At 73.0% G+C, this 19,776-nt stretch carries 18 protein-coding genes and 1 riboswitch; of the genes, 8 read left to right on the top strand and 10 right to left on the bottom strand.

The window, feature by feature from the left end:
* Window positions 1-14: 14 nt before the first annotated feature.
* The 3 genes from ACWD35_RS15010 to thiO all read right to left on the bottom strand — a co-directional run bounded on the left by ACWD35_RS15010 (window position 15) and on the right by thiO (window position 2,170).
* Window positions 15-809, bottom strand: coding sequence for a thiazole synthase (locus ACWD35_RS15010; RefSeq protein ID WP_451351633.1), 795 nt, complete (start codon window positions 807-809; stop codon window positions 15-17).
* A 3-nt stretch (window positions 810-812) separates the two neighbouring features.
* Window positions 813-1,013: a sulfur carrier protein ThiS gene (gene thiS, locus ACWD35_RS15005; protein ID WP_451351632.1), complete on the bottom strand. Its 201-nt coding sequence runs from the start codon at window positions 1,011-1,013 to the stop codon at window positions 813-815.
* On the bottom strand, window positions 1,010-2,170 hold the full coding sequence (gene thiO / locus ACWD35_RS15000; protein WP_451351631.1) for a glycine oxidase ThiO: 1,161 nt from the start codon (window positions 2,168-2,170) through the stop codon (window positions 1,010-1,012). Before thiO ends, thiS begins: the two co-directional genes overlap by 4 nt.
* Window positions 2,168-2,278, bottom strand: a riboswitch (TPP riboswitch). (Overlaps the previous gene by 3 nt.)
* A gap of 175 nt (window positions 2,279-2,453) precedes the next feature.
* Here thiO and ACWD35_RS14995 point away from each other — a divergent pair.
* From ACWD35_RS14995 to ACWD35_RS14975, 5 genes are all read left to right on the top strand, one after another.
* Window positions 2,454-3,659 (top strand): NAD(P)/FAD-dependent oxidoreductase, encoded by a 1,206-nt coding sequence (locus tag ACWD35_RS14995; RefSeq protein WP_451351740.1) that lies wholly within the window; start codon window positions 2,454-2,456, stop codon window positions 3,657-3,659.
* Window positions 3,660-3,748: 89 nt separating this feature from the next.
* A complete protein-coding gene (locus tag ACWD35_RS14990; RefSeq protein ID WP_451351630.1) occupies window positions 3,749-4,114 on the top strand; it encodes an Rv2175c family DNA-binding protein in 366 nt (121 codons plus the stop codon).
* 89 nt (window positions 4,115-4,203) lie between these two features.
* Window positions 4,204-4,851 (top strand): thiamine phosphate synthase, encoded by a 648-nt coding sequence (gene thiE / locus ACWD35_RS14985; RefSeq protein ID WP_451351629.1) that lies wholly within the window; start codon window positions 4,204-4,206, stop codon window positions 4,849-4,851.
* Between the two features lie 120 nt (window positions 4,852-4,971).
* The gene (gene metF / locus ACWD35_RS14980) at window positions 4,972-5,895 is read left to right on the top strand and encodes a methylenetetrahydrofolate reductase [NAD(P)H] (protein WP_451351628.1); all 924 of its coding nucleotides are present in this window, start codon (window positions 4,972-4,974) and stop codon (window positions 5,893-5,895) included.
* 56 nt (window positions 5,896-5,951) lie between these two features.
* Window positions 5,952-6,917, top strand: coding sequence for an SCO2102 family sporulation regulator (locus tag ACWD35_RS14975; protein ID WP_451351627.1), 966 nt, complete (start codon window positions 5,952-5,954; stop codon window positions 6,915-6,917).
* Between the two features lie 13 nt (window positions 6,918-6,930).
* On the opposite strand, the gene ACWD35_RS14970 is transcribed toward ACWD35_RS14975, so the two are convergent.
* The 4 genes from ACWD35_RS14970 to ACWD35_RS14955 all read right to left on the bottom strand — a co-directional run bounded on the left by ACWD35_RS14970 (window position 6,931) and on the right by ACWD35_RS14955 (window position 12,357).
* Window positions 6,931-8,472 (bottom strand): phytoene desaturase family protein, encoded by a 1,542-nt coding sequence (locus tag ACWD35_RS14970; RefSeq protein WP_451351626.1) that lies wholly within the window; start codon window positions 8,470-8,472, stop codon window positions 6,931-6,933.
* A 336-nt stretch (window positions 8,473-8,808) separates the two neighbouring features.
* Window positions 8,809-9,438 (bottom strand): TetR/AcrR family transcriptional regulator, encoded by a 630-nt coding sequence (locus tag ACWD35_RS14965; protein WP_451351625.1) that lies wholly within the window; start codon window positions 9,436-9,438, stop codon window positions 8,809-8,811.
* A gap of 47 nt (window positions 9,439-9,485) precedes the next feature.
* Complete coding sequence (locus ACWD35_RS14960) at window positions 9,486-11,570, bottom strand: YhgE/Pip family protein (protein ID WP_451351624.1); 2,085 nt, start codon at window positions 11,568-11,570, stop codon at window positions 9,486-9,488.
* Window positions 11,542-12,357, bottom strand: coding sequence for an ATP-binding cassette domain-containing protein (locus ACWD35_RS14955; protein WP_451351623.1), 816 nt, complete (start codon window positions 12,355-12,357; stop codon window positions 11,542-11,544). The genes ACWD35_RS14960 and ACWD35_RS14955 overlap by 29 nt, the downstream gene beginning before the upstream one ends.
* 180 nt (window positions 12,358-12,537) lie before the next feature.
* Between ACWD35_RS14955 and ACWD35_RS14950 the strand changes: the two genes are divergently transcribed.
* The 3 genes from ACWD35_RS14950 to ACWD35_RS14940 all read left to right on the top strand — a co-directional run bounded on the left by ACWD35_RS14950 (window position 12,538) and on the right by ACWD35_RS14940 (window position 14,715).
* Window positions 12,538-13,110, top strand: coding sequence for an SAV_6107 family HEPN domain-containing protein (locus tag ACWD35_RS14950; protein ID WP_451351622.1), 573 nt, complete (start codon window positions 12,538-12,540; stop codon window positions 13,108-13,110).
* A 96-nt stretch (window positions 13,111-13,206) separates the two neighbouring features.
* A complete protein-coding gene (locus tag ACWD35_RS14945; protein WP_451351621.1) occupies window positions 13,207-14,034 on the top strand; it encodes a class I SAM-dependent methyltransferase in 828 nt (275 codons plus the stop codon).
* A gap of 294 nt (window positions 14,035-14,328) precedes the next feature.
* Window positions 14,329-14,715: a DUF3040 domain-containing protein gene (locus ACWD35_RS14940; protein WP_451351620.1), complete on the top strand. Its 387-nt coding sequence runs from the start codon at window positions 14,329-14,331 to the stop codon at window positions 14,713-14,715.
* A gap of 92 nt (window positions 14,716-14,807) precedes the next feature.
* Here ACWD35_RS14940 and ACWD35_RS14935 read toward each other — a convergent pair whose 3' ends face one another.
* From ACWD35_RS14935 to ACWD35_RS14925, 3 genes are read right to left on the bottom strand one after another with little or no spacing between them, the layout of a single operon-like run.
* A complete protein-coding gene (locus ACWD35_RS14935) occupies window positions 14,808-17,192 on the bottom strand; it encodes a transglutaminase TgpA family protein (protein ID WP_451351619.1) in 2,385 nt (794 codons plus the stop codon).
* Window positions 17,189-18,565, bottom strand: coding sequence for a DUF58 domain-containing protein (locus ACWD35_RS14930; RefSeq protein ID WP_451351618.1), 1,377 nt, complete (start codon window positions 18,563-18,565; stop codon window positions 17,189-17,191). The genes ACWD35_RS14935 and ACWD35_RS14930 overlap by 4 nt, the downstream gene beginning before the upstream one ends.
* On the bottom strand, window positions 18,565-19,596 hold the full coding sequence (locus ACWD35_RS14925; RefSeq protein ID WP_451351617.1) for an AAA family ATPase: 1,032 nt from the start codon (window positions 19,594-19,596) through the stop codon (window positions 18,565-18,567). Before ACWD35_RS14925 ends, ACWD35_RS14930 begins: the two co-directional genes overlap by 1 nt.
* Between the last annotated feature and the right edge of the window lie 180 nt (window positions 19,597-19,776).

The following is a 19,776-nucleotide window of genomic DNA, read 5'->3' as shown; positions in this document are numbered from 1 at the left end:
ACGGCAGCGCCGGGTCAGAACGCAGGTCGCTCAGGATCAAGCACGGCCAAGCCCTGCGCAGGAGACGACGCCTCGGCGAAGTGCCGACGCGGAATCCGCCCGGCCAGCCGAGCCGTCCGCCCCGCCTGCACCCCGTGCTTCATGGCGGCAGCCATCAGCTCCGGCTCCTGCGCCCGCGTCACGGCCGACGCGAGCATCACCCCCGCACACCCCAGCTCCATCGCCAGCGTCACGTCGGACGCCGTACCGGCCCCCGCGTCCAGAATCACCGGTACCCCCGCCCGCTCCACGATCAGCTGGAAGTTGTGCGGGTTGCGGATGCCGAGCCCGGACCCGATCGGCGAGCCCAGCGGCATGACCGCCGCGCAGCCCACGTCCTCCAGCTTCCGCGCGAGCACCGGGTCGTCGTTCGTGTACGGCAGCACCGTGAACCCGTCGTCGACCAGCGTCTCCGCCGCCTCCAGCAGCTCCACCGGATCCGGCAGCAGCGTCCGCTCGTCGGCGATGACCTCCAGCTTGATCAGATCCGTGCCCAGCGCCTCCCGGGCCAGCCGGGCGGTCAGCACCGCCTCCCCGGCGGTGAAACAGCCCGCCGTGTTCGGCAGCACCCGGATGCCCAGCTTCTCCAGCACGGACAGCACCGAGCCGTGCACCCCGGGATTGACCCGCCGCATCGCCACCGTGGTCAGCTCCGTGCCGGAGGCGATCAGCGCCCGCTCCAGCACGTCGAGGCTCGGCGCTCCGCCGGTGCCCATGATCAGCCGGGACGAGTAGGTCGTACCGCCGAGGACGAAGACATCGTCGGCCATGGGTCAGCCTCCTTGTACGGCGGTGAGGACTTCCACGCGGTCACCCTCGGAGAGGGCCGTGGCGGACCACTGCGCACGCGGGACGACGGTTTCGTTGAGGGCGGCGGCCACGCCGGAGGGCGCGGGCGTGAGGGACCGTACGAGGGTGTCGAGAGCGGTGCCCGGGGTGATCTCCCGGTGCTCCCCGTTGACGGAGATGTTCATGCGGGCTGCTCCATGAGTACGGCGCCGAAGCGCTTCGGCGTGAACGGGCGGGCCTCCTCGGGCAGCTCGCCGCCGGCCAGCACCTGGGCCATCACGTCCCCGGTGACCGGCGTGAGCAGCACGCCGTTGCGGTAGTGCCCGGTGGCCAGCAGCAGGCCCGGCAGACCGGACGGGCCCAGCAGCGGTGCGTTGTCGGGGGAGCCGGGGCGCAGCCCGGCCCGGGTCTCGGTGAGCGGGAGCTCGGTGATCCCGGGGACCAGCTCGTGCGCGTCGCGCAGCAGCTCGTACACGCCCCCCGCGGTGACCGTCGTGTCCCAGCCCAGCTCCTCGCTGGTGGCGCCGACGACCAGCTCGCCGTTCTCCCGGGGCACCAGGTAGACATGGCTGCCGCGCACCACGGCCCGCACGGTGCGGCTCAGGAACGGCGCGCAGTGGCGGGGGACGGTCAGCCGCAGCACCTGCCCCTTCACCGGCCGCACCGGCGGCAGCAGCTCCTCCGGCACGCCCCGGAGCCGTCCGCTCAGGCTTCCGGCCGCGAGCACCACCTGATCCGCGCGCAGCTCGGTGCCGTCCGCGGTGGTGACGCCGACGGCCCGGTCCCCGGCGACGTCCAGCCGCTCGGCCCACGCGCGGTGGAACACCACCCCGGTGTGCTCGCACGCGGCCACCAGGGCCGCCGCCAGCCGGCGCGGGTCGATCTGGTGGTCGCCGTCGACCCGCAGCCCGCCGCGCACCCCTGGCGCGAGCATGGGCTCCAGGCGCCGGCAGTCCCGCCCGGACAGCCACTCCGACTCCAGGCCGCAGCGCTGCTGGAGGGCGTGCAGTTCGCGCAGGTGGGCGCGGTCGTCGGCGTCGAGCGCGACCGCGAGGGTGCCGCAGCGGCGGTAGCCGAGGTCGTGGCCGGTCAGCTCGGCCAGCTCGGCCGCGAAGTCCGGATAGCGGCGGGCGGACTCCAGGTTCAGGGCGAGCAGGGTCTCCTCGCCGTAGTGCAGTTCGGTGACCGCGGCCAGCATCCCGGCCGCGACCCGTGCGGCCCCGCCGCCGGGCTCGGGGTCCAGCACAGCCGTGGCGAGCCCGCGTTGCGCGGCGCGCCAGGCCGTGACCAGGCCGATGATTCCGCCCCCGATGACGAGGACGTCGGACGTACGTGACGACATGGGCGTCCAGCCCCTCCCTTCGCCGGCATGACCCGGATCAGGTTCGTACGGTCGGAGGCCGCCAGCCTCCCTCTCAGCCCGGTGCGCCGGGCTCCCGCGAGTGCTTGTACGGGGGCCACCCTAGCCCGCGGGGCTGCGCCCTTGTAAGGGAGCCTCCGCGCGGCCCGCGTGTGCAGCAGTTCACCGGCCGCACTCGCTGACCGACGTTCCGTCAGTTGTCTATGGTGATCTGGTGAGCGAGGAGACACCGCAAGAGGGCACGTCACAGGGCACGCCGAAGGGCATGCCGCAGGGGCGGCGCGTGGTCGTCGTCGGCGCGGGCATGGCCGGGGTGCAGACCGCGGTCGCGCTGCGGGAACAGGGCTTCAGGGGCACCGTGACCGTGCTCGGCGCCGAACCCCACCAGCCGTACGACCGGCCACCGTTGTCCAAGGCCGTGCTGCTCGGCAAGGCCGAGGGCTCCGCCTTCGAGGTCGACTTCGACTCGCTCGGCGTCGAACTGCGGCTGGGCTGCGAGGTGCTGGGCGTGCGCCCCGCCGAGCACGAACTGGACACCGAGGCCGGACCCGTCCCGTACGACGTCCTGGTCCTGGCCGCCGGCGCCGAACCGATCACCCTGCCCGGCACCGAGGGCGTCCCCGGCGTGCACCTGCTGCGCACTCTGGACGACGCGGAGCGGCTGCGGCCGGTGCTGGCCCGGCAGCACGACATCGTGGTCGTCGGCGCCGGCTGGATCGGCGCCGAGTTCGCCACCGCCGCCCGCGAGGCCGGCTGCGCGGTGACCGTCGTGGAGGCCGCCGACCGGCCGCTCGCGGGCGCCCTGCCCGCCGAGGTCACGGCGCCGATGACCGCCTGGTACGCCGACGCGGGCGCGGAACTGCGCACCCACGCGCGCGTGGACCGCATCGAGCCCGGTGCGGTCGTGCTCGCCGACGGCACCCGGCTGCCCGCGGACGCCGTCGTGGTCGGCATCGGCGCCCGCCCCGCCACCGGCTGGCTGGCCGGTTCCGGGATCGAGCTCGGCGCCCACGGCGACGTCGTGGCCGACGACCACCTGCGCACCTCCGCGGCGGACGTGTACGCCGTCGGCGACTGCGCCTCCTTCCCGTCGGCCCGCTACGGCGAGCGGCTCCTCGTCCACCACTGGGACAACGCCCTCCAGGGCCCGCGCACGGTCGCCGCGAACATCCTCGGCGAGACGACCTCGGTCTACGACCCGGTGCCGTACTTCTGGTCCGAGCAGTTCGGCCGCTTCGTCCAGTACGCAGGCCACCACGCCGGTGCCGACCGCATGGTCTGGCGCGGCGACCCGACGGGCCCGGCCTGGACGGTCTGCTGGCTCCGGGAGAACCGCCTGGTGGCCCTGCTGGCCGTAGGCCGCCCGCGTGACCTGGCCCAGGGCCGGAGGCTGATCGAAGCAGGCCGCGCCATGGACCCGCAGGCACTGACAGACCCCTCCCGCCCCTTGAAGAACGCCACGGCCGACTGATCAGCACCCTCAGGGGCAACAGCCCATCCGGCCCCCCAGCGGAGTGCCTCCGCTTCCGAGTGTCAGTGGGGGATGGCAGGCTTATCCCCGTGACCGAGATTGACGCAAAGATTGATGCTCTCGTCCCCGCCTGGCTCACCCTCCCCGACATCGCCGAACAGTTCGGCGTCGAGGTGACACGTGTGCGGCAGCTGGTCAAGGAGGGCCAGCTCATCGCCGTACGCCGTGGCGAGAACCGGGCGCTGCACGTCCCCGCCGCCTTCATCGACGGGGACAAGATCGTCAAGGGCCTGTCCGGGACCCTGACGCTCCTGAGGGACGACGGCTTCTCGGACGAAGAGATGATCGAGTGGCTCTTCACCCCCGACCCGACCCTGCCCGGCACACCCGCGCAGGCCCTGAGCGAGAATCGCGGCACGGAGGTGAAGCGCCGCGCCCAGGCGCTCGCCGTCTGAACCGACCCGCACCAGGGGTGGCGTACGGGCTTCGGCCGGTACGCCACCCGCTCGCCCACCGATGACACCGACGACGGGGGGACCCACGCATGTCCGACACCGCCCGCGGCAGGCTCGCCGACGCCCGCCTCTACCTCTGCACGGACGCCCGCAGGCGCCAGGGCGACCTCGTCGAGTTCCTGGACGCGGTCCTGGCCGGCGGTGTCGACATCGTGCAGCTGCGCGACAAGGGCATGGAGGCCGGCGAGGAGCTGGAGCACCTGAAGGTGTTCGCGGACGCCTGTGCCCGGCACGGCAAGCTGCTCGCGGTCAACGACCGGGCCGACGTCGCCCACGCGGCCGGCGCCGGCGTGCTCCATCTCGGCCAGGGCGACCTGCCGGTCCCCGCGGCCCGCGCGATCCTCGGCGACGAGGTCCTGATCGGCCGCTCCACGCACGCCGAGTCCGAGGTCGCGGCGGCAGCCGTCCAGGAGGGCGTGGACTACTTCTGCACCGGTCCGTGCTGGCCCACCCCGACCAAGCCCGGCCGCCACGCTCCCGGCCTCGACCTGGTCCGGTACACGGCGTCCCTGGGCACCGACCGCCCCTGGTTCGCCATCGGCGGCATCGACCTCGGCAACCTGGACGAGGTGCTGGACGCCGGTGCCCGCCGGGTGGTCGTGGTCCGCGCGCTCACCGAGGCGGACGACCCGGGGGCCGCCGCCGCGGAGTTCGCCAAACGGCTGCGGGCGGCGTAGCGCCCGCCTGCAGGGGCCGCTGTCCGGGTTTTTGTCCAAGGGGTGGACGATAAAGCGGCAATTCGGGCAAATCTCCGGCGTTTGGTTGGGGGACCGCCCACCCCTGGCTAACCTGCGGGTATGGCCCTCGGAACCCCGTCCACCAGGACTGATCGCGCACGCACCGTGCGTGAGATGCTCGCCAGCGGCAAGACGACGTACTCGTTCGAGTTCTACGCGCCGAAGACGCCCAAGGGCGAGAAGAGCCTGTGGAACGCGCTGCGGAGGGTCGAGGCCGTGGCCCCCGACTTCGTCTCCGTCACCTACGGCGCCGGCGGTTCCACCCGCGCGACGACGGTCAAGGAGACCGAGCAGATCGTCGTGGACACGACGCTCACGCCGGTCGCCCACCTCACCGCCGTCGACCACTCCATCGCCGAGCTGCGCAACATCATCGGCCAGTACGCCGACGCCGGTATCCGCAACATGCTCGCCGTGCGCGGCGACCCGCCCGGCGACCCGATGGGCGAGTGGGTCCCGCATCCCAAGGGCCTGACGTACGCGGCCGAACTCGTCCGGCTGATCAAGGAGTCGGGCGACTTCTGCGTCGGCGTCGCCGCGTTCCCGGAGATGCACCCGCGCTCCGGCGACTGGGACACCGACGTCGCCCACTTCGTGGACAAGTGCCGCGCGGGCGCCGACTACGCGATCACGCAGATGTTCTTCCAGCCGGAGTCGTATCTGCGTCTGCGCGACCGCGTCGTGGCCGCGGGCTGCGACACCCCGGTCATTCCGGAGGTGCTGCCTGTCACCAGCGTGAAGATGTTGGAACGTTTGCCCAAACTCAGCAATGCGCATTTCCCTGACGCCCTGAAAGAGCGGATCCTCACAGCGCAGGACGATCCGGCGGCGGTACGCTCCATCGGTATCGAGTTCGCCACGGAGTTCTGTGCACGGCTGCTGGCCGAGGGAGTGCCCGGTCTGCACTTCATCACGCTCAACAACTCCACGGCACCGCTGGAAATCTACGAGAACCTGGGCCTGCACCACCCCCCGCAGGCCTAGACCGGCCGCACCGCGATACGACACACTTCGTAGCGGCCACTGGGAGAGGGGCGTACATGGGCTGGACGGTCCTCTACATCGCGTTCGGCGTCGTCGCACTGTGGTTGCTCGGCGAAGTTCTGCTGCAGTACAAGGCGCGGCTGCGCTGGCGGCTGCTGGCCTTCGTCGGCTTCGTCGGTGTCGTGCTCGGCGTGCTGATGCCGTCCGTCGTCGTCATCGGTGTGGGCGCGATCGCGTTCGCAATCGGCCAGACCTACGTCACGCTGTCCTTCCGCCGCGGCTTCGCCGACGGCTGGGCGGTCAAGCGGCCCGAGGCCGAGACCGAGGGCCGCGGCAGCAAGCGCCGCCGCGGCAAGGCGGACCGGCACGACCCGGACTTCGACGTCTCCGACGAGGACGCCGGGGACGACTACGGCCCCGAGGCCGAGCGCGACGACCGCGCCTACGGCCGCGGCGACTACGACGACGACTACGACCGCGACGACGTCTTCACCCCGGCCCGGCCCCCGGAGCCCGCTGGTGCGCCCATGGCCGCCGAGACCACCTCCGTCTACGCGCCCCAGCCCCTCCCCGAGGACACCGGCTCCTACGGCGTCTACGGCGACACCGCCTACGCGGGCGCCGCCCAGCAGCAGCCCCAGCCCCAGGCCGCCGACCAGAACTACGCCTACGACTACTCGGGCTACGCCCAGCAGGGCTACGGCTACGACACCGCCGGCGGCCAGCAGAGCTACGCGAACTACTCCGACCCGTACATCGGCAGCCAGTCCTACGGCGGCACCTCGTACGACCAGGCGGGTTACGGCCAGCAGCAGCAGTACGGCCAGCAGGGCTACACCCAGGACCCGTACGCCACCGGCGGCTACGGCGAGACCCCGGCCGGCGGGGTCTGGGTCCCGCAGCAGCGCAACGACGAGGCCTACGGCGGAGCGCTCCCGCAGGAGCAGCCGTACCCGTACCAGGGCCACGGGCAGCAGCCGCAGCAGCCCGGCACCGGGTACGACGAGCAGTACCGCTACTGAGTCCCGGCCGCGCTCACTGGGAGCCGCGGAACTCCGGCCCCTCCACGATCAGCCCGGCCACCAGCGCCCCCGACATACCGGCGTGGGGGAGACCGCCGCCGGGGTGGGACCAGCCGCCGGCCCGGTACAGACCGGGCAGGCGCGTGGCGTTCGACGGGTGCAGGTAACCGCCCTGTCCTGCGGCGAGCGCGGGAGCGGGCACCGCCCCGGAGCGGGCGCCTGTCTCGCCGTCCGTGTGCACGGGCGAACGCACCTCGTGCCACAGCAGGCGCTCGGGCAGCCCAGGTACGGCGCGCTGGGCGGCTTCGAGGAGGAAGTCCGCGTAGCGCCGCACCGTGCCCTCCTCTTCCCAGCCGGCCTCGGTCGGCACCACGGCGGACACCACCACGGACTCGTGCGCGTCGTCCGGTCTGAGCGCCGGGTCGTCCGGGCGCAGCACGGTCACGGTGGGACACACGGGCTGGTCGCCGCCGGGCGAGGCCAGGAAGTCCAGTTCGCGCTCGGAGTCCGGCGCGTGGACGACGGTGCGGTGCACGGCCCGGTCCTCGCGCCCGCCACGCAGGGCCAGCAGGACCGTGAACCGTGCGGCCCGCGGCGAGAGCGGGTCGGCCCGGACGTCACCGTCCTCGTCCAGCGGGCGCTCGGTCAGAGCCGTCAGCCGCGCCGGATCCACGTCCGCCACGACATGGTCCGCCTCGATCACCCCTCCTCCCCCAGAGCCGAAAGCCTGGGAGGTGCCCCCAGCCAGCTCCACCCCCGCGGCCCGGCCGTCCTTCTCCACGATCGCCGTGACCTCGGCGCCGAAGACGAACTCGACCTTCCGCTTCAGGCACCGCTCGTACACCGCGCGGGCCAGCTCCCGGATGCCGCCGCGGACGTACCAGGTGCCGAAGGCGTGCTCCATGTACGGCAGCACGGCCGCGCTCGCGGGCGCGGTCCGCGGATCGAGGCCGTACGCGAGCACCTGGCTCTCCAGGAGAGCCGCCAGCCGCTCGTCGCGCAGCTCCCACGCGCCGATCTCGGCCGCCGTGCTCGCCCGCCGGGTGCGCAGCAGACGCTTGTGCGGGACGGCCGGATACGGCTCCTGCTCCGCCAGCACCTGCCAGTTCGGCCACAGGGGCTCCTCCAGCAGCGGCCGGCGCGTGCGGTCCCAGGCCTCGCGGGCGCGCACCAGGAAGTCGCCCCAGCGCTGCCCGGCCCCCGCACCCAGCGCCTCGTCCAGCGCCGCGACGACACCCGCGCGCGAGGCGTTCGGCAGCGACACCTGGGTGCCGTCCGCGAAGACGTGCCGCGAGGACGGGTCGACCTGGACCAGCTCGACGCAGTCCTCCAGCGGCTCCTTGCCGGTCTTGAGGAACAGATCGCGGTAGACCGCGGGCAGCGACAGCAGCCCCGGGCCGGTGTCGAAGGCGAAGCCGTCCCGCTCGAAACGGCGTACCGCACCGCCGTACGTCTCCGTACGCTCGTACACCGTCACCCGGTGGCCCGCGACGGCCAGCCGGGCAGCCGCCGCCATCGCGCCCATCCCGGCGCCGATCACCGCAATCCGTGCCATGCCTGCGACTTTATCGACCGCCACCGACAATCCGGAACGCGCCCCGTCAGGGCGCCCGTGACACCGCGCGCGTACGCCTGAGTACGCGTACCCAGGCGGTGAGATGAGTACGCGCACGGATGGGACGCCGCCTGCGCGAACGGGAGAGTGGAGACACGGCAAGGGGCGCGGCCCGGCACCGCCGGCACGGGGCGGCGGAACGGCGCCCGCCTCCTCGCCGCTCCTTCCGCCGGTCCGCCGGCGGAAGCGAGACACGGGGGACCCGGGGGATGACCGCCACGGGGGTCCATGTGGGGAGGCGCCGGTCCGAGCGGGGGCCGGCGCCTCCTCCGTCGCTCAGCCCTTTCCGCTGACCCGGCCCTGGAGCAGCCGGGACAGGGCCGCGTGCACGTCGTCCAGGGAGCGCTCCGGCTGGAAGGACTTCCAGTCCAGGGCCGCCACCAGGACCATGCCGACCAGCGCCGCCGCCGTCAGCTGGATGTCGATCTCGTCGCTGAACTCGCCCGCCGCCACGCCCTCGCGCAGCACGCCCTCGACCACGGCGACGGCCTCCTGCCGCACCACCATCAGCGTGGACTGCCAGGCGCGGTTGGTGCGCCACAGCTCGGCCACGTACAGCTGCGTGAAGGCCGGGTAGCGGTCGATGAAGACCAGGCCCGCGCGGACCATCGCGTCCAGGGCGTCGACCTTGCTGCCGCCCGCGCGTGCGGTTCCCTCCGCCGCCTCCCGCAGGGAGGCGGTGAGCAGGCCCACGCCGTGCCGCAGCAGCTCCTCGAAGAGGACCGACTTGCTCGCGAAGTTGTAGTAGACCGTGCCCTTCGCGACCCCGGCCCGCTCGGCGATCTCGTCCACCGTGGTGGCGGAGAAGCCCTGTTCCGCGATGAGGGTGACGGCCGCCTCGTAGAGCTTCTGCCGGGTGGCCTCGCGGCGCGTGCTGACGCCGGACGTGGCGCTGCTGCTTTCCATGGCCCTGATTGTCACAGGTACGAGCGCGTGCGGGGGCTTTTGGGGGATCACAGGCTCAGCTCCGGGTGCAGCCGGTCCAGGGTCCACACCTGGCGGCGCCGGGCCGCGAGCGCGGTCAGTGCGAGGGCGCCCGCCGTGAACGCGGCCAGCACGGCGCACGCCTGCCACACGGGGCCGAGCCCGCCGCCCGTGATCAGCCGGCGCAGCGCGGCCACGATGTAGCTCATCGGCAGGTACGGGTGGATGGCGTTGAAGAAGCCCGGGCTGGTCTGCACGGGGTACGTGCCGCCCGCCGAGGTCAGCTGGAGCATCAGCAGCGCCAGGACAAGGATCCGGCCCGCCGCGCCGAAGCGGGCGTTCAGCCACTGCACGAGTGCCGCGAAGCAGGCGGTGACGAGGAACAGGAAGCCGACCGTGCCTGCCGCCCGCGCCATCTCCAGGCCGATCGCCCAGTGCAGCACGGACATCAGCGCGACCGTCTGCAGCACGCCCACCGCGACCACCGGCAGCCAGCCCGCCAGCGCGATCCGCCAGGCCGGCGAACCGGCCGCCAGGGCCCGCCGGTTGAGCGGCGCGATCAGCATGTAGGCCACCATCGCGCCGACCCACAGGGACAGCGGGATGAAGTACGGGGCGAACCCGGTGCCGTAGTTCGGCGCCTTGTGCAGGTCGTGGGCGGCCAGTTGGACCGGGTCGGCCATCACGCCGGTGTGCCGGTCGCGGTCCTGCCGGTCGTAGTCGGGGATCTTCTTCGCGCCGGCGTGCAGTCCGCCGGCGAGCTTCCCGGAGCCGTCGACCAGCTTGTACATCCCGCCGTTCAGGGTCTCGGCGCCCGACGCGGCCGTACCGACGCCCTTGTCCAGCGCGGTCGCGCCGGTCTTGGCCGTGCCGAGCCCGGAGTGCAGCTTCTTCGCGCCCGCGGCGACCTTGTGCGCACCGCTGTTGAGGGTGTTGATCCGCTTGACCGCGTCGGCCACGTCCTCTTGGAGGTGCGGTGCCTGGGCGGCGAGGGCCTGGGCCTGCTTCTGGAGCGTGCCCAGGTTGTCCCGCATCGTCTTCAGGTCGCCGTCCTGGTCGGCGATCAGGGTGTTGAGGTCGTCGGCGACGGTGGCCACCTCGGCGGCGGCCGTCTTGGCACGCTTGAGGTCGGGGCAGACGGGGTCGGGGATCACGGCCTTCTCGCAGCGCGCCCGGTAGACGTCGTCCAGGACGGCGGAGGAGGCGTGGGCGGTCTTGGCCGCGCTCGGCGCGAGCTTCACCAGTGTGTCGAGGTTGTCCTTGACGGTCTTGGCCGAGTCGGCGACCAGCTGGGCCGTGTCCCCGATGGTCTTCTCGTTGTCCTTCAGGAACGGACCGGCCTTCTCGTAGACGCCGTTGACGTTGTCGGCGAGGGTCTGCGTGCCGTCCGCGACGCGCCGCGAGCCGTCCTCCAGGCTGTTCGCGCCCTTGTTGAGCTTCTTCAGCCCCTTGGCCAGCTTGCCGCTGCCGCTCTTGGCGTCCTTCAGGCCGTCGGCGAGGTCCTTGGAGCCCTTCTCCGCCTTCCCGAGGCCGCCCGTGAGCGTGTCGGCGCCCTCGGCCGCCGTCACGGTCTTGTCGTGGATGCTGGAGAAGGAGACGAAGATCCGGTCCAGGAAGGTCCGGGACGCCTTGGTGGACGCGGCCGAGCGGACCTCCTTGAAGACCGTCCGGGAGATCTGGCCGACGATGTAGTTGTTCGCGTCGTTCGTGCGCACCTGGAGCGCGCCGGTCTCCGGGGAGTCACCGGAACTGGAGGCGATCCGCTTGCTGAAGTCGGCGGGCATGGTCAGCGACAGGTAGTAGGTGCCGTCCTCGACGCCCCGGCGGGCCTCGGTATCGCTTACCTCGTGCCACTCGAAAGTGCGGCTGTCGAGCAGCCCCTTGACGATGTCGTCGCCCGCCGTGAGCTTCTTCCCGCCCGCGGTCGCGCCCTTGTCGTCGTTCACCAGGGCCACCGGGATGCGGTCCAGACGGCCGTACGGGTCCCAGAACGACCACAGGTACAGGGCGCCGTAGAGCAGGGGCAGCACGAGCAGCGCGACCAGGGCGGCGCGCGGCAGCTTCCCCCGCCCGAACCGCCTCAGCTCAAGCGCGGCCAGCCTCGGCGAGCGCATCGGTCTTCTCCTCCCCGTCGGTCTGCTGTTCTGCCTGCTGTTCGGTCTGCTTCTCGTCCGGCTCTTCCGGCTCGTTCGCCGGCTCGTTCGCCGGTTCGGCCTCGGGTGCCGTGGACACGGTGAGGCAGTCCTCGGGGGCGGTGCGGCACACGGCCAGCACCGTCGTGCCCGCGCGCGTGAGGGAGCGCAACAGGGCCCAGGCCTCCGCCTGTTCGGCCGCCGAGAGCTTCAGGTCGGTGTCGTCCACACCGAGCACCTGGGGCCGGCCGATGAGGGCCAGGGCGACGGACAGCCGCAGCGCCTCCAGCCGCTCCAGGTCCCGTACGGCGGTCCGGGAGCCCTTGGGGAGCGTCTCCAGGCCGAGTCCGGCGGCGGCCAGCGCGGCATCCGCCCGCAGCCGCGCCTCGTGCGTGCGCTCCGGGCGGGGCCGCAGCAGCTCACGCAGGGAGTCGCCGAACCGGCGCTGGAGCAGGGCCCGTTCGCGCAGGTGCTCGCCGACGGTCAGGGCCGGCTCCAGATCGGTGACACCGGCCACGTTGGCCACGGCGGCCACGCGCCGCACCGCCGCCAACCGCTTCGGCAGCCGGGCCCCGCCGACGGCCGCCGTCCCCTCGGTGGCCTTCATCCGCCCGGTCAGGGCCAGCAGCAGGCAGGTGCGGCCGGACCCGGACGGTCCCTCGATCGCGATCAGCGAGCCGGGCTCCGCGTCGAAGGTGATGCCCCGGAAGGCCCACCCCCGGGGCCCCTTGAGCCCCAGACCCTCGGCCGTGACGTGCACGCCGTCCACAAGCCCCCCTTGTGGTTGAGCAGTATGCGAACTGAACATTTGAACTGACTGGTCAGTGCAAAAATGCGCCCGAACCTACGATCGAGGCAAAACCGCAGGTCAGAACGGATTGTCAGTGGCATACCGCACGATGAGCACATACGGCACCTGTGCCGTCACCCAGACGACAGGAGGTTCGTCATGGCCAGCTCGTCCGCAGCCGCTCCCCAGCGGCGCCGCGCCACCGGCCCTGCCCCCTCACTGACCGGCCCGGCGAGCGATGTGCACCCCGTGCTCCGCCGGGTCACGGCCCCGCCCGCCGCCCTCGACCTGCTCGCCCAGGCCCGCGCCGCACTGGACGAGGCCGCCACCCTGGAAACTCCGAACGAGCGCTACGCGACGGCCCACCTCGCCGCCCTGCGCACCGCCGCAGCCGTACTCGCCGCCCGTGCCCGCCCCGAGACCTCACCGCGCCGCCGGGCCCGCATCCGCAGCGCCTGGGAACTGCTCCCCGAGATCGCCCCCGAGCTGACCGAGTGGAGCGCCCTGTTCGCCTCCGGCGCCGCCCGCCGCGCCCGCGCCGAGGCGGGCATCCGGGGCGCCGCCCGGCAGCGGGACGCCGACGACCTGATACGGGACGCGGCGATGTTCCTCCGCATCGTCGAGCGGATGCTGGTCCTCCAGCCGGTCCTGCCCCAGTCCCGCCACGACACCGGCGAGACCGGCGCGCCGCCCGGCCCGAGAGCCCGCGGAGACCTGCCGGACGCGGGCTGATCAAGCAGCGCCCGGCGCCGAGGTGACCAGGTCGGCACCGGAGGCAATAGGGTGGAGGTCGCCTGAAAGCTTTCGCCTGCCGAGGAGTCACCTGCCGTGTCGGACCCGATGCGCCCGCCCGTCTCCCACCATCACCCTCAAACGGCGTCGCTGCGCTCCGACTCCTCTGTTTCGCGCGCCGCTCTCCGTACCGCCGTGGTCTGGGAGGTCCTCCAGGACGCCCTCGACCGCCGGGTCAAGGCCACGGGACGGGAGTCGCTGGACGTGCTCGACACCGGAGGCGGCAGCGGCAACTTCGCCGTGCCGCTCGCCGGCCTCGGCCACCGCGTCACCGTGGTCGACCCCAGCCCGAACGCCCTGTTCGCGCTGGAGCGCCGCGCCGCCGAGGCCGGCGTCGCCGACCGGGTCAAGGGCGTCCAGGGCGACGCCCACGGCCTGTTCGACGTGGTCGAGCGCGGCGGCTACGACGCCGTGCTGTGCCACGGCGTCCTGGAGTACGTGGACGACCCGGCCGAGAGCGTCCGCAACGCCGTGGCCGCCCTGCGCTCGGAGGGTGTCCTCAGCCTGCTCGCCACCGGTCTCGGCGGCGCCGTGCTGGCCCGCGCCCTCGCGGGCCACTTCACGGAGGCCAAGCGGGCTCTGGAGGACCCCGACGGGCGCTGGGGCACCGGCGACCCGATGCCGCGCCGCTTCACCGCCGAGCAGCTCACCGCGCTGGTCGAGGGCGCGGGCCTGGCGGTCGGCGCCGTGCACGGCGTGCGCGTCTTCGCCGACCTCGTGCCCGGCGTCCTGGTGGACACCGAGCCCGGCGCCCTCGACGCCCTGCTGAAGCTGGAGGCCGCTGCGGCCGAACTGCCCGCGTTCCACTCCGTGGCCACCCAGCTCCATGTGCTCGGTGAGACAGCGGGGCCGGCCGGGTCCTGAGCAACCTGAGCGGTCCCTGCGCGCTGCCGGGGCGAGCCGCTGATCAGGGCCTTGGCGGCGGATGGAGTACGCCACAAGACCTCCGAACGAGGGGTTTGCGCCGTATGATCGAGGTACACCGCCCGGCATGACGGGCCGGCCGCCGGGGAATGGAAGCCTCAGCGACCGGGTCGGCCATGGCGGATCCCGGTTTGCCAATTGGCGTAGAGGGGCGGGTTTCACGGGGGCGATTCCCTGCCTATCCTGAAGGGACCCCCCGGGTCGCCCCGGCGACTGCACGATGAGGAGGACTCCGTGCCGCTCTCCGAGCACGAGCAGCGAATGCTTGAGCAGATGGAGCGAGCGCTGTACGCCGAAGACCCCAAGTTCGCGTCGGCGCTTGAGGGAAGCGGGCTGCGTACGTACACCCGGCGGCGGGTCTACCAGGCGGTCGCAGGCTTCCTCGTGGGTATCGCGCTCCTCATGGCCGGGATGGTCGCACAGCAGATCTGGGTCAGCGTGGTGGGCTTCCTCGTCATGCTGGGCTGCGCCGTACTGGCGGTCACCGGCTGGCGCAAAGCACCGAAGCCGGGCGAGCAGCAGCCTGCAGGCGCCGCTCGCCGCGGAGGCAGGCCCAAGCGCTCCATGATGGACCGGATCGAGCAGCGCTGGCAGCGCCGCCGGGATGAGCAGGGCCACTAGACAAACTCCCCGGTTCCGCGAACCACAGCAGACATGCGTGAGGGGTGACCACCGCCAGGTGGTCACCCCTCACGCATGTCCCGGCCCCGGCCTCAGCCCTGCTGCCTCGACGGCCTGCGCAGAGCGGGCCGGGCCGCCCGCGCGCGGGCCCGGAGCGCCGACCAGCGGTCCGACACCGACCACAGCACCCGTACCGCCGAGCGCGGCGCGAACCGCGCCCGCAGCCGCGTACCGGTGCTCACCGTGCCGCGCAGCCCGGCGACCGCCCGGCGCACGTCCTCCGCCAGGCCCGCCGGCGGGCGCGGCCGAGGCGCGTACAGCACCTGCTCGACCGCGTCCGCGACCCGGTGCACCGCGGCCCCGGCCGCCGGGTCGAGGTGCCCGAGCCGGACGATGCGGGCGGCGGCCCCGCGCGGTGTCTGCGACTCGTCCGGCGGGATGCCGTGGTCCCAGGCGCTGTCCGTCAGTTCCTGCCAGGCGGCCAGGGCGTGGGCCGCCGCGCCCTCCTCGGTCCGGGCGTGCGCGCCCAGCCGCAGCGACCGCACCCGGGCCCGCCACAGCATCGGCGACAGCGGGACCACCAGCAGCGCCAGCACGGCCAGCGCCCCCAGCACGTACCACCACGGGCCCGAGCCGCCACCCCCGTGGTGCGGGGCCACCGCCGCGGACGGGCTGTCACAGCCCTGGAGCTTGCGCAGCTGGGCCGTGCAGCCGTCGCCCGGCGAAGCCTCGGCCGAGGGCGCCGTGGCCGACCCGTGGGACGGCAGCGCAGGGTCCGGCACGGAGGTGCCGGGCGTCACCGACTGCGTGTACGACGGCACGGTGCCCCGGGTCGGGGTGGGCTCGAAGCGGGTCCAGCCCACACCCTCGAAGTACAGCTCGGGCCAGGCGTGCGCGTCCTTCAGGCTCACCGCGATCGAGCCGTCCGCCTGCGGGGTGCCGGGCGCGAAGCCCACCGCCACCCGGGCCGGGATGCCGAGCGTGCGGGCCATCGCCGCCATGGCGAAGGAGAAGTGGACGCAGAAGCCCTCCTTCTTCTTCAGGAAGTTCGCGATGGCGTTCGAACCCTGGCCCACCTCGACCCGGGTGTCGTACTGGAAGCCGCCGTTGACCGCGAAGTAGTCCTGGAGCTTGACCGCTTCGCCGTAGTGGCTCGTGGCGCCCGCGGTGATCTCCCTGGCGGTGCGAGCCACCACCTTCGGCAGCGCGGACGGCACCTTGGTGTACTCGCGCTTCAGGGCCTCGGGCGGCTCCGGCGCGGCGGCCAGCTGCTGGGCGGTCGGCTGCACGTCCAGGCTGGTCACCTGGTAGTTCGCGCCGCGCGTGTTCTGGCCGTGGTCGCCGACGAGCGTCATGCCGACCGGCTCGTAGCGCCAGTCGCCGCCGATCTGCACCTGTCTCGGCGGGTACGGCATCGGCAGCCAGTCCTGCGCGTACCAGTTGGCTGCCGTGATCGTCGAGACCACCGTGGTGCGCTTGATGTCCGGGCGCAGGCCGACGGGCGTGGGCAGGATGTCCGGCAGACCGATGATGTGCCGCTGGGACGGCTTCCAGTTGGTGCCGTCGAAGGAGTCCAGGGACACGATTCGCAGATACATGTCGGAGGTGTCGTTCGAACTGGACCTCAGGGACAGCACCTGGCGGTCGTCGTCCGAGTTGAGGCTGTCGCGCAGCGACACCAGCGGGTTGACCGCGGAGATCGTGCCGCCGTGGCCGTTGCCCGCCCCCACGCCGGTGCCGGTGTCGTCCAGCAGGCCGCCCTGCATGGCGGGCAGGGCGAGCGGCACCACCAGGGCGACGCCGAGAGCGACCGCGCCGATGCGGCACCCGGTGCGCACCGGGGCCACCGCGCCGCCCTCCGGAGCGCCCGGGGCGCGGGGCGCGCCCCCGAAGACGCGGCCCCACTGCGCGAGCCGGTCCCGGCCCTCGGCGAGCAGCAGCATCAGATAGCCGGCCGCCGCGACCAGGAACCACAGCCAGTCGGCGGCGCCGTGGGACAGCCCGGCGGCCACCGAGTACAGCGCGAGCAGCGGAAGCCCGGCCGGGGCCGCGCCGCGGTAGGTGACCGCGAGGGTGTCCACCAGCAGATGGATGACCAGGACCCCGCCGATCAGCATCAGCCTGATGCCGTCGGACAGCGGGGCCGGTATCGCATACGTGCCGACGTCGTGCGAGCCCTGCGAGAGCAGGTCGGACAGGTACCGGAAGGCGTCCGGGCCGGGGATCAGCCCGATGACCGCGTGCTCCCGGGCGAAGGCCAGGGTGAGCAGCACAAGACCGGACAGCGCCTGCGCGGCCACCGTCAGCGGCCGGGCCAGCGGCACCCTGCGGGCCGCCGCGCCGACCCCGGTCTGCACGGCGACCAGCAGGATCGCCTGGAGCAGCCAGGTGGGCCGGTCGACCAGGGGCAGCATCGCGCACGAGGCCATCAGCGTGGCCGCGGCGGCGCACAGTGTCAGTCGTGCCCGCCCGCTCATCCCAGTGCCTCCCCGCTCAGGGCGGCCAGGCCCGACCGTTCCCGGTCCGCCTGCCGCCACAGGTCGTTCAGCGAGGCGCCGCGCGACACGCTCAGCGCCGTCCAGCCGGCCTCGCGCAGCATGCGCAGCCGCTCCGCGTGCCGGTTGCCCGGACCCGGCACGTCGGTGGCCTCCCGGACCCAGACGTCGGGGTCCAGCACGAAGGCGACAGCACCCCCGCTGCGCCGCCGCATCGTGGCGACCGTCGTGGCCTGCTCCTCGTCCAGGTCGCCCAGGAAGGCGACCAGCAGCCCCTCGTTGCCGCCGCGCAGCACGTCGTACGCCCGGGACAGGCCCGTGCCGTCGGAGTGGTCGATCACGGCGAGGGTGTCCATCATCAGCCCGGCCGCGTCCGCGCCCTCCTGGCCGCCGCCCGCGAACCCGTCGGTGCCCTCGCCCGGCAGCGAGCTGCCACGGTCCGTCAGCAGCCGTACCGAGAAGCCGCGTTCGAGCATGTGCACCAGGACCGAGGCGGTGCCGGAGACGGCCCACTCGAAGGCCGAGTCGGGTCCCGCGCCCTCGTAGGCGACGCCCCGGGTGTCGAGCAGCACCGTGCAGTGCGAGCGCCGCGGCTGCTCCTCCCGGCGCACCATCAGCTCGCCGTAGCGCGCGGTGGAGCGCCAGTGCACCCGGCGCAGGTCGTCGCCGTAGCGGTACCCGCGCGGGATCACGTCGTCCTCGCCCGCCAGGGCCAGCGAGCGCTGCCGCCCGTCGCCGTACCCCTTGGCCTCGCCGCTGAACCGGACCGGGGTCAGCGGCTCCACGCGCGGGATGACGGTCAGGGTGTCGAAGTCCGAGAAGGAGCGGGTCAGTTCGCACATGCCGAACGGATCGGTCAGCCGCAGCTGCAGCGGGCCCAGCGGATAGCGGCCCCGCAGGTCGGAGCGGACCCGGTAGGACACCTCGCGGCGCCCGCGCGGCTCCACCCGGTCCAGCACGAAGCGCGGCCGTGGCCCGAGGACGTAGGGCACCTGGTCCTGGAGCATCAGCAGACCGCTGGGCATCCGGGAGACGTTCTCGATGGCCAGGTGCACCCGGGCCTCGCTGCCGGCGGGCACGCGCGCGGGGGAGAGCCGGCGGCTGCCGGCCACCCGGTAGCGCGTGCGGTACAGCACCGTCGCGCAGATCAGGGGCAGCGCGGCCAGCAGCAGGCCGACCCGCAGCAGATCGCTCTGCCCGAGCACGTACGCGCAGACCGCCGCCGCGATCCCCGCGGCCAGGAAGGACCGCCCGCGGGTGGTCAGCCCCGTCAAAGCCGTACGGACAGCCCCCGGCCGGCCCCGGTCGGCCTCCGGATGCTCCGAGCTCCCGGCGCTCGTCCCCCCGGCGCTCATCACAGGCTCCGCGGCGGCTGCTGCGGATACGCCGGCACGCCCCGGCCGAGGCCGTTCTGCTGCTGGGTCGCCGAGGGCACCGGGGTGCGCTGCAGGATCTCCAGCACGACCTGCTCGGCCGTACGGCGGTTCAGCTGGGCCTGGGCGGTGGGCAGCAGCCGGTGGGCGAGGACGGCGACGGCGAGTGCCTGGATGTCGTCCGGCAGCGCGTACTCCCGGCCGCTGAGGGCGGCGGACGCCCTGGCCGCACGCAGCAGGTGCAGCGTCGCGCGCGGGGAGGCGCCGAGTCTGAGGTCGGGGTGCGTGCGCGTGGCGGCGACCAGCTCCACCGCGTACCGCCGCACCGGCTCGGCGACGTGAACCGCGCGCACCGCCTCGACCAGCTTCACGATCTCGTGCGCGTGCGCCACCGGCTGGAGGTCCTCCAGCGGGGAGATGCCGCCGTGCACGTCCAGCATCTGCAGTTCGGCCTCGACGCTCGGGTAGCCGACGGAGACGCGGGCCATGAAGCGGTCGCGCTGGGCCTCGGGCAGCGGGTAGGTGCCCTCCATCTCGACCGGGTTCTGCGTGGCCACCACCATGAACGGGCTGGGCAGTTCATAGGTCTGCCCGTCGATGGTGACCTGCCGCTCCTCCATGGACTCCAGCAGCGCGGACTGGGTCTTGGGGGAGGCGCGGTTGATCTCGTCGCCGATCACGATCTGCGCGAAGATGGCGCCCGGCTTGAACTCGAAGTCCCGGCGCTGCTGGTCCCAGATGGACACGCCGGTGATGTCCGAGGGCAGCAGGTCGGGCGTGAACTGGATGCGCCGCACGGAGCAGTCGATGGACCGCGCCAGCGCCTTGGCCAGCATCGTCTTGCCGACGCCGGGAACGTCCTCGATCAGCAGGTGGCCCTCGGCGAGCAGCACGGTCAGCGCGAGCCGTACGACCTCGGGCTTGCCCTCGATCACGCTCTCCACCGAACCGCGTACCCGTTCCACCGTCGCGGTCAGATCAGTGAGGCTCGCTCGATCGTCATAGGTCGTCACCCGGCCCTCCTCGGCCCTTTCATTCACGGGCCGACGCTCTGCATGCGAAACCGGCCCACCCCGAAACACGGACACCATGCGGAAACAGTTCCGCGTGCTGCCACACCCCGCATTCTTGCTGCCGTTACGGATTCGTGTCACTTGCCTGTGGACAACTGCCCGCAGGATGCCGGTTCCGTG

Source organism: Streptomyces sp. NPDC002671 (assembly GCF_053592475.1).
Note: the sequence above shows the minus strand (reverse complement) of the source record. Positions and strands in the feature narration are given on the sequence as shown.

Coding starts and splice junctions, on each gene's coding strand:
- ACWD35_RS14995 (WP_451351740.1), top strand. CDS start 2,454: ATGCCGCAGGGGCGGCGCGTGGTCGTCGTCGGCGCGGGCATGGCCGGG.
- ACWD35_RS14930 (WP_451351618.1), bottom strand. CDS start 18,565: ATGAGCGCCGGGGGGACGAGCGCCGGGAGCTCGGAGCATCCGGAGGCC.
- ACWD35_RS15010 (WP_451351633.1), bottom strand. CDS start 809: ATGGCCGACGATGTCTTCGTCCTCGGCGGTACGACCTACTCGTCCCGG.
- ACWD35_RS14950 (WP_451351622.1), top strand. CDS start 12,538: ATGGCCAGCTCGTCCGCAGCCGCTCCCCAGCGGCGCCGCGCCACCGGC.
- ACWD35_RS14965 (WP_451351625.1), bottom strand. CDS start 9,438: ATGGAAAGCAGCAGCGCCACGTCCGGCGTCAGCACGCGCCGCGAGGCC.
- ACWD35_RS14970 (WP_451351626.1), bottom strand. CDS start 8,472: ATGGCACGGATTGCGGTGATCGGCGCCGGGATGGGCGCGATGGCGGCG.
- metF (WP_451351628.1), top strand. CDS start 4,972: ATGGCCCTCGGAACCCCGTCCACCAGGACTGATCGCGCACGCACCGTG.
- ACWD35_RS14960 (WP_451351624.1), bottom strand. CDS start 11,570: ATGCGCTCGCCGAGGCTGGCCGCGCTTGAGCTGAGGCGGTTCGGGCGG.
- ACWD35_RS14935 (WP_451351619.1), bottom strand. CDS start 17,192: ATGAGCGGGCGGGCACGACTGACACTGTGCGCCGCCGCGGCCACGCTG.
- thiO (WP_451351631.1), bottom strand. CDS start 2,170: ATGTCGTCACGTACGTCCGACGTCCTCGTCATCGGGGGCGGAATCATC.
- thiE (WP_451351629.1), top strand. CDS start 4,204: ATGTCCGACACCGCCCGCGGCAGGCTCGCCGACGCCCGCCTCTACCTC.
- ACWD35_RS14975 (WP_451351627.1), top strand. CDS start 5,952: ATGGGCTGGACGGTCCTCTACATCGCGTTCGGCGTCGTCGCACTGTGG.
- thiS (WP_451351632.1), bottom strand. CDS start 1,013: ATGAACATCTCCGTCAACGGGGAGCACCGGGAGATCACCCCGGGCACC.